Below are 249 nucleotides of genomic sequence, written 5' to 3' on the forward strand. Positions count from 1 at the left end.
ACTTAAGCCAACTGACCCATGAACAACTGCTGGAATTCACCAGACAGTTGGCGATGCAGCATCAGTCTCTAGCACAATCAAACCAGCAATTAGATGCCAGAGTTCAACATCTTGAAGTCACCAATCAACAATTAGATGCCAAAGTTCAACATCTTGAAGTCACCAATCAGCAATTAGATTCTAAAGTTCAGCATCTTTCTATTCTCAATCAAAAATACGAGCATGAACTGGCGCTGTTTAAACAGCATA

1 pseudogene is annotated in these 249 nt (G+C 40.2%); it reads left to right on the top strand.

What is annotated here, in order from left to right:
- Positions 1 to 249: pseudogene (locus ACEO2X_RS14705) on the top strand (IS66 family transposase); the annotation flags it as partial.

Origin of the sequence: Acinetobacter sp. AL9 (genome assembly GCF_041464035.1) — a bacterium.
Taxonomy (GTDB): domain Bacteria; phylum Pseudomonadota; class Gammaproteobacteria; order Pseudomonadales; family Moraxellaceae; genus Acinetobacter; species Acinetobacter towneri.